Genomic DNA, 8,658 nt, shown 5'->3' on the forward strand with positions numbered 1-8,658 from the left:
TCAAAAGACTCACTGAGCAAGCGCCTTGTGCGCAGCAGCCAGGCCATGCCCTCGCGCACGCTGGCGTCGTCATCCACAATGAAAACGGTGGGCGTGTCGGTGTAGGTCATGCGGCGATCTTATCCAAAAGCACAGCGGGCAAGGTGAAGCGAAAGACCGTTCCCCGGGGAACCAAGGGCTCGAAACTGAGGTGTCCGCCGTGTTGCTCGACCACGGTGCGACACAGGCTCAGGCCCAGGCCCATGCCTTCGGCCTTGGTGGTGAAAAAAGGCGTGAACAGCTGACGAGCCACGTCGTCAGCAATGCCCACGCCCACATCGCTGACCGAGAACTCGACCCAGCCGTGCTCGGCGTTTGAAGCGGCACGCCGCACCTGCAGCACCAGCACCCGCTCCATGCTGTCAGGCTGGTCCATCGCCTGCATGCCATTGCGCGCCAGATTCAGCAGCACCTGCTCCACCATGGTGCGGTCGCACAGGACCGGGGGCAGCTTGGATTCGAAGCGGGTGTGCACCTTGACCTGCAGTTTGCGCGCCTGCAGGTTGACCAACGGCGCAATGGCGTCAAGCAAGGCCTGAGGTGCGACCGCTTCGCGTGCCTGGTCGCGGCGGCGCACAAAGTCGTGCACGCTGTTGATGACTTTGCCTGCTCGCCCCGCCTGCTCGGCAATGCGGCGCAAGGCCATGTGCACATCGTCCAGGGTTTGCGGCGCAGCGTTGGGGTCTTTGAGCAGGTTGAGCGAGCCATTGGCATAACTGGCGATGGCGGCCAGCGGTTGGTTCAGCTCGTGGCTGAGCAAGGAGGCCATCTCGCCCACGGTGGCCAATCGCGCAGTGGCCTGCAGGCGCTCCTGGCTGGCCCGCGAGAGCTCTTCGATGCGCCGCTGCTCGCTGATGTCGATCACTGCGCCCATCCAGCCGGTTTGCTGGCCTTGCAAGCTGATGAGCGGTGCTTCGATGATCAACACCTCAAAGCGCGTGCCATCGGCCCGCATGAAGACCGACTCGAAGCCTTCACGCGGCGGTGCGTTGCCTGCCAACCGGATGGCATGGCGTTGTTGGTATTCGTCGACCATTTCCGGCGGCCAATAGGGCATGGGGGCCAGCTGGCCGGTCAATTGTTCAGCCGCCAGCCCCACCATCTGGCAAAAGGCCGGGTTCACGTAGGTGATGCGGCCTTCCAAGTCGCGCGCACGCAGGCCGGTCACCAGCGAGTCCTCCATGGCCTTGCGAAAGGCCAGCGCTTCGGCCAAATCGTTTTCTGCTTTCAGGCGACGTCGCGAGTCCTTGGCCAGCAAGACCATCACCGTGACCAGGGCGATTGACATGGCGGTGACCAGGGCTGTGAACACATTGGGGAACAGGTCAGGCTCGCCTCGGCGTCCGTCCATGCGCAAGACCAAGGTGTTGCCCGGCAAGTCCACCAGTTGTTGGGCGGTGAACACGCGCAAGCCCCGGCTCTGGTTGCCCGCAATGGCCAAGCGTGTGCCGTCGGGTTCGGTGAAGGAGATTTCGTTTCGTCGGCCATAGCCCACGCCCAAACGCGCATTGATCAGCTCCTGCAGACCATAGGTCAACACCGTGAAACCCACCAGCACGCCGCCTTGCATGTTGGGCAAACACATGTCCATGACTTCCATGCCCAAACCATCGGTCTGGGGTAGGAAATAAGAGCGCGAATAACTGGGGCCGCTGCTGCGCTTGGCCTGTGAGCAGGCTTGCTGGGTTTCGCTCAAGGTTTCGCTGCGGCGCACGCGTTCAAACACCGGACTGCGCAAGGCCGAGTCAACCGAGCTGATCAGGCTCAGTGAAGAATCACGCCACTCGATGCGCAACATGTCGCGGTTTTCGCGCAACAGGGCTTGGGCCTCCAGGGTCCAGAAGGCTTCGGACGGATGGCTCGATTGCAGACCCTGCAGCGCCTGCACATGGCGCGACAGTTGGGTGCGCAAGTCACCGACCGCGTTGACGGTGTCGCGCTCCAGCTCGGCTTGCAGTTGGCTGGCTTCGTAACGCCCGGCCAGCCACACCAGGGTCACCAGCACCGCCATGACCAGCGCGATCAGGGCGCTCCACAGGCTGCGGCGGCCCCGCCCCCCGGGCAAAGCGTCTTCCACCGCCAGCCACCAGGCCAGGGTGCGTGCTTTGAATGTGGGGATCAGGCGCTGCAGCGCTTGGGGTGTCATGCCCGCATTGTCCTGCACCCGTGCCGCTGCGCAGAGCCCCTGGCGCGCCCAACCGGGTCGGCAAGGCCCCGGCGTCCTGCACGTCCAGCACGAAATTCATTTCGCTTTTGCGCCAAGGGCTGCCTTCGCGGGCCGCCAGCCAGCGGCCTGTGCTGCGCTGCGTGGCTTCGGGTCGGTGGTGCCGCTGGCGTGTTGGGCCAGCAGGTTCAGTGGGGCGTTGTCCTTGCCTGGCGGGGTATTGATTCCGATGTCTGGCCCATGCCAGATCACCTGTGCGCCCCGCACCACCACTTCGCGCTGGCCAAACAACCAGTCGGCCGCAGCCGAGTTTTCTGTGGACGAGGGTCTCCATGCCATTCCGGCGATCTGCCACTGGCCATCGGCGTTCAGGCGCAGTGTCAACTCGGGCGCATCCAGCACCAGTTGGTCCAGCTGCCCCAGCGCTGCTGAGCGCAGGCTGAGCGCCACCAGCACCTTGGGCAGGCGCAGCCCGGTTCGACCTTGGTCGTTCAGCAGCTCGATGTCACGCAGCTCAAAAGAGGGCACCCAGCCGGTGCTTTGCGCCGACATGCCGCCGATGCGCACCGGTACACCCAGCGATTGGCGGGCAAGGCTTTCAAGCGCAGGGCGAAACTCGGCGATTCGCGGCACAATCCAAAAATGCAGCGTCGCCCAAGCCAGACCCAACACCAGCCCGGCGACCAGCAGCCCCCAAAAAAACAATCCTAACAGCCCGCGCCAACCACGGGCGCAGCAAGGCTTCGGTGGGGGGCCAAGTGGGTGAAGACGACACAAACGCATGAATTAAAAAGTCAGAAGGAATTATGACCCGCAGCCCGTGCACAGACGACCGCTCTGATCTCACCCCCCCGATGGACTCGCTGCCCGGCGTGCCCTGCCTTGTGGATTTGCCAATTGATTTGCCACTTTATTCGCGCTTTGTGCAGCGTTTGCATCGCCGCTACGCCGATGAACTGCCGCTGCTGCCGCCCGGCTCTCCCACCCGAGACAGCCTGAGAGCCGTTTACGCCGCCTTGCAATCTCGGGGCCTGGACACCAGCGCGGCCTTGCGCGTGTTGCGCCAACTCACACTCGAGCGCCTGGCCCAGCGGGACTGCACGGGTCAGGCCGATCTGGCCGCCGTCACGCAGGGAATGACCTGGCTGGCCGAAGTCACACTCGACATTGCCTGGCAGCAAGTCATGGCCGATCTGGATGCTTTGCATGGCGCACCCACCCAAGCCAGCGGCCAGCGCGCTGAGATGTGGATCGTGGGCATGGGCAAGCTGGGTGCGCGCGAGCTGAACGTGTCGAGCGACATCGATTTGATTTATGTCTATGACGAAGACGGCGAGACGCTGGGCAACAGCGAAGGCCGCAACAAAGTGTCGTGTCAGGAGTACTTCACCCGCGCCGTCAAGCGCATGTACGCGCTGATGGGTGACACCACCGAACACGGCTTTGTGTTCCGGGTCGATTTGGCGCTGCGCCCCAACGGCAACTCGGGGCCCAGCGTGGTCTCGCTGGGCGCGTTGGAAGAGTATTTGCTGGTGCAGGGGCGCGAATGGGAACGTTTTGCCTGGATGAAAAGCCGCGTGGTCGCGCCCCGCACGGCCATGCTCAATGGTTCGGCCCAGGCGCTGCGGGCGGTGGTGCTGCCCTTTGTGTTTCGCCGTTACCTCGATTACAACGTGTTCGAGTCGCTGCGCACGCTGCACCAGCAAATCCGCGACCATGCTGCCAAGCGCAGCGCAGGCCATCCGGAACGTGCCAACGATGTGAAGCTGTCACGCGGGGGCATCCGCGAGATCGAGTTCACGGTGCAATTGCTCCAAGTGGTGCGCGGTGGGCAGTTTCCTGAATTGCGCACCCGCCCCACCCTGGACGCCTTGCAGCGCGTGGCCAAAGCCGGCCTCATGCCGCAGGCCACCGCCGACGCCCTGAGCGCGGCCTATGTGTTCTTGCGTCAGGTAGAGCACCGCATCCAGTACCTGGACGACCAGCAAACCCATGTGCTGCCCACCCGCGACGATGATTTGGCCTGGATCGCGCAGACGCTGGGGCATGCCAGCACGTGCAGCTTCTTGAGCGCGCTGGACGCGCACCGTGAAGTCGTGGCGCAGGAGTTCGACACCTTGCTCGGCGGCGACCGAGATTGCAAAACCTGCAACGGCAAAAATGGCAAGAGCGGCCATGGCCGCGAACACGCCGAGTTGGAGTCGGTGCTCAGCGATTTCATAGGCCCGGTGCGCGTTCGACTGGCCCAGTGGGTTGACAACCCGCGCGTGCTGGCCTTGCGCGATGACGCGCGTGGGCGGCTGATGCGTTTGCTCCAGCGCACCGCCCAGTGGCTGGGCGAAGGCCGCATCAGCGAAGTGGCCGTGCTGCGCATGGCCGACTGGATCGAGCCCTTGCTGCGCCGCGAAAGTTACTTGGCCCTGATGCTGGAGCGCCCTTCGGTCTACGAACGCCTGTTGCGTTTGCTTGGCGCGGCCAAGTGGCCTGCACGGTATTTGTTGCAGCATCCGGGCGTGATCGACGAGCTGGCCGGGGGCAACTTGTTTGACACCCGCTTTGACGCTGCCGAGTTTGAAGCGGAGCTGCAAGCGCGGCGGGCCGCCCTGCAGCGCACGGGCGAAGACGACGAAGAAAGCCTGATGAACCTGCTGCGTCGCGCCCACCACGCCGAGCAGTTCCGAACCTTGGCCCGCGATGTGGAAGGCGTGCTCACGGTGGAGCAAGTGGCCGACGACCTGAGCGCCCTGGCCGATGCGGTGTTGCGCGTGACGGCCCGCTGGTGCTGGGACCGCCTGAAAAACCGCCACCGCGACGAACCAGCGATGGCCATCATCGGCTACGGCAAATTGGGTGGCAAAGAATTGGGCTATGGCAGCGACCTGGACATCGTGTTTGTGTATGACGACGAAGATGAACGCGCCCAGGAAATCTATGCCAGCTACGTGCGCAAAATGATCAACTGGATGACGGTCAAAACCGCCGAAGGTGATGTGTACGAAATCGATACCGCCCTGCGCCCCAACGGCAACTCGGGTCTGCTCGTTACCCGCTTTGAGGCCTACGCCGATTACCAGCAGCAACGCGGCAGCAACACCGCCTGGACCTGGGAGCACCAGGCCATGACGCGCGCCCGTTTTGTCATGGGCTGGCCCAGCCTGGCCCCCCGCTTTGACGCCGTGCGCCACGCCGTCATCAGCGCCCCGCGCGACGCGGTCAGCCTCAAAGCCGAAATCGTGGCCATGCGCGAACGCGTCCGGCAAGGCCACCCGGTCAAACCCGACCAATTTGATGTGAAGCACAGCCCGGGTGGCATGGTCGACGCCGAATTTGCCATGCAGTACCTGGTGCTTTTGCACGCCCCCGCACACCCCGAGTTGGCCGATAACGTGGGCAACATCGCTTTGCTTCAACGCGCCGAAAAAGCTGTTTTGTTGCCGCAAGGCGTGGGTCAAGCAGCGGCCAATGCCTACCGCGAAATGCGGCGCTTGCAACACCGTGCGCGCTTGAACGAAGAGCCCACCCAAGTGGACCCCCTCTCGCTCAGCTCAGCGCGCGATGCGGTTTTGGCGGTGTGGCGCTTTGTCATGCATTGAGGGCGGTTTGGGGCATCAGGCTGGGTGCGCGTTATGGCCTTTATATGCCGGAGGACACTGTGAGCAGTCATGGGCTCGCGCTAAACTTCAAGAGCTAACGTAGCGCATCGCAAAAAGAAAAGCCATGAAAAAAAACCGTGTTCGGATGTGGGGGGGTCTTGGGTTGTGGGTTGCAGCAGTGGGCATGGTTTGTGCGGCTGAGCCGGTCAAATCACCGGGTGCCAGCAAACCAACGCTGTCGGTGACTGTCACCATGCCCCAAACCGCAAGTCTCGCTCAAAAGATCAGCGCCAACGGCAGCTTGGCCGCTTGGCAAGAGGCCGTTATCGGTGCAGAAGCCAACGGCTTGAAGATCACCGATGTGCATGTGAATGTGGGCGACCGGGTCCAGCGCGGTGATGTGTTGGCCACTTTGCAGGCCGATACTTTTCGCGCCGAGTTGGCGCAGGCCGAGGCCGCCCTTGCAGAAGCCACGGCCAGCGCGCAAGAAGCGAAAGTCCAATCTGAGCGCGCTCGCAGCTTGCAGCAGCAGGGCTTTTTCAGCAACGCGCAGTTGAGCCAGACCTTGGCCGCCGATGCGTCAGCGCAGGCGCGTGTGCAGTCGGCCCGCGCCATGGTGCAGCTGCAAACCGCGCGCCTGGCGCAAACCCAAGTGCGTGCGCCCGATGCGGGCGTGATCTCGGCGCGCCAAGCCACGGTGGGCAGCGTGGTGGGCGCGGGCACCGAGTTGTTTCGGTTGATTCGACAGGGCCGCATCGAGTGGCGCGCTGAAGTGACGGCCGCCGAGATGGGCCGCATCCAGGTGGGCGCGCTGGTGCTAGTGAAGGCCGCCAGCGGCCAGCTGCTGCAAGGCAAGGTGCGCATGGTTGCGCCTTCGGTCGATGCACAAACCCGCAACGCCATCGTGTACGTGGACTTGCCCGCTGCCACCGGCAGCGCCCGCGCAGGCATGTATGCCCAAGGCGAGATCGCGCTGGGCCAAAGCCAGGCGCTCACCGTGCCGCAAAGCGCCGTGGTGGTGCGCGATGGGTTCAGCTACGTTTACACCGTCGGTGCCAACCAAAAAGTCAGCCAGCTCAAGGTGCAAACCGGACGCCAAAGTGGCGATCGCGTCGAAGTGGCCAGTGGCTTGAAAGCCGATGCCCGCGTGGTGGCCAGTGGCGGTGCATTTTTGAACCATGGCGACACGGTGCGTGTGGTCGACGCGCCCGCCACCAAGTAAAGGGACGCCATGATCAACGTCTCTTCCTGGTCGATCCGCAACCCCATTCCCGCCGTCATGCTGTTTGTGCTGCTGACGGTGGCCGGCTTCATCGCCTTCGGTTCGATGAAGGTGCAGAACTTTCCCGATCTGGATGTGCCCACCATTTCGGTGACCGCCAGCCTGCCCGGTGTGGCGCCCTCGCAGCTCGAAACCGATGTGGCCCGCAAGCTCGAAAACGCGCTGGCCCCACTGCAGGGTTTGAAGCACATCACCACCAAGGTGCAAGACGGTGTGGTGTCCATCACCGCCGAGTTCCGCATGGAAAAGCCCAGCCAGGAGGCGGTGGACGATGTGCGCTCTGCCATTCAGGGGGTGCGCGCCGACTTGCCCGGCGACCTGCGCGACCCGGTGGTGCAAAAGCTCAACTTGGCGGGCACGCCCGTGCTGGCCTACACGGTGCGCTCGCCGCGCATGGACGACGAGGCCTTGTCCTGGTTGGTCGACAAAGACATCACCCGCAAGCTCTTGTCTTTGCGGGGTGTGGGGGCCGTCAACCGCGTGGGCGGCGTGACACGCGAAGTCCGTGTCGCATTGGATGTAAACCGCCTGCAGTCGCTGGGCATCACGGCCGCCGAGATCTCGCGCCAGCTCAAGCAAGTGCAGCAAGAAGGCTCGGGTGGGCGCATGGACATTGGCGCGGGCGAGCAACCTGTGCGCACGTTGGCCACCGTCAAGACAGCGCAAGAAGTGGGTCAGATCGAGTTGGCCACATCGCGTGGTGGGCGTGTTCGTTTAGACCAAGTGGCCACGGTGAGCGATACCCTGGCCGACGCCCGATCAGCCGCCAGCCTGAACGGCAAGCCTGTGGTGGGCTTTGAAGTGGTGCGCAGCAAAGGCGAGAGCGAAGTGGCCGTGGGCCGCCTGGTGCGCCAGGCGCTGGCCGAATACCGCCTGCAAAACCCCGACATCGAGATCACCGAAGCCTTTGACTTTGTGACCTTCGTGGAAGAGGAATACGAGGGCTCACTCGTGTTGTTGTACGAAGGTGCGATTTTGGCGGTGCTGGTGGTCTGGCTGTTTTTGCGCGACTGGCGGGCCACCTTTGTCTCGGCGGTGGCGCTGCCGCTGTCGGTCATTCCGGCCTTCATTGGCATGGCGTACCTGGGCTTTTCCATCAACGTGGTGACCTTGCTCGCATTGTCATTGGTCATTGGTGTGCTGGTGGACGACGCGATCGTCGAAGTGGAAAACATCGTGCGACACTTGCGCATGGGCAAATCGCCCTACCAAGCCGCCATGGAAGCGGCCGACGAGATCGGCCTGGCCGTGATCGCCACCACCTTCACCCTGATCGCGGTGTTTTTGCCCACGGCATTCATGAGCGGCATCCCGGGCAAGTTCTTCAAACAGTTTGGCTGGACGGCATCGCTGGCGGTGTTCGCCTCGCTGGTGGTGGCGCGGGTGCTCACGCCCATGATGGCGGCGTACATCCTCAAACCCATCGTCACAGCCGCGCACGAGTCGGGCTGGCTCAAGCGCTACATGGTGTGGGCCACTTGGTGCATGCGGCACCGCCTGGTCACCATGGTTTTGGCCACGCTGTTTTTCATCGGCTCCATCATGCTGGTGCCGCTGCTGCCCAAGGGCTTCATTCCGCC

General features: G+C 63.5%; 5 protein-coding genes and 1 pseudogene. 3 read left to right on the forward strand and 3 right to left on the reverse strand.

Annotation, left to right across the window (positions count from 1 at the left end; translation table 11 throughout):
• The 3 genes and pseudogenes from ACIQ47_RS13280 to ACIQ47_RS13290 form a co-directional block, all read right to left on the reverse strand.
• A pseudogene (locus tag ACIQ47_RS13280) lies at window positions 1-110 on the reverse strand (DNA-binding response regulator); the annotation flags it as partial.
• Window positions 107-2,185, reverse strand: a complete 2,079-nt coding sequence (locus ACIQ47_RS13285; protein WP_396438573.1) for a sensor histidine kinase — start codon at window positions 2,183-2,185, stop codon at window positions 107-109. The gene ACIQ47_RS13285 and the pseudogene ACIQ47_RS13280, both read right to left, overlap by 4 nt.
• A 96-nt stretch (window positions 2,186-2,281) precedes the next feature.
• Window positions 2,282-2,836 (reverse strand): hypothetical protein, encoded by a 555-nt coding sequence (locus ACIQ47_RS13290; protein WP_396438574.1) that lies wholly within the window; start codon window positions 2,834-2,836, stop codon window positions 2,282-2,284.
• Window positions 2,837-3,057: 221 nt separating this feature from the next.
• Between ACIQ47_RS13290 and glnE the strand changes: the two genes are divergently transcribed.
• The 3 genes from glnE to ACIQ47_RS13305 all read left to right on the forward strand — a co-directional run.
• On the forward strand, window positions 3,058-5,796 hold the full coding sequence (glnE, locus tag ACIQ47_RS13295) for a bifunctional [glutamate--ammonia ligase]-adenylyl-L-tyrosine phosphorylase/[glutamate--ammonia-ligase] adenylyltransferase (RefSeq protein WP_396438575.1): 2,739 nt from the start codon (window positions 3,058-3,060) through the stop codon (window positions 5,794-5,796).
• A gap of 184 nt (window positions 5,797-5,980) precedes the next feature.
• On the forward strand, window positions 5,981-7,018 hold the full coding sequence (locus ACIQ47_RS13300) for an efflux RND transporter periplasmic adaptor subunit (protein WP_396438577.1): 1,038 nt from the start codon (window positions 5,981-5,983) through the stop codon (window positions 7,016-7,018).
• Between the two features lie 9 nt (window positions 7,019-7,027).
• The coding region (locus tag ACIQ47_RS13305) for an efflux RND transporter permease subunit (RefSeq protein WP_396438576.1) at window positions 7,028-8,658 on the forward strand (1,631 nt) is incomplete at its 3' end.

This window comes from Limnohabitans sp. (assembly GCF_044373035.1).
GTDB lineage: Bacteria > Pseudomonadota > Gammaproteobacteria > Burkholderiales > Burkholderiaceae_C > Limnohabitans_A.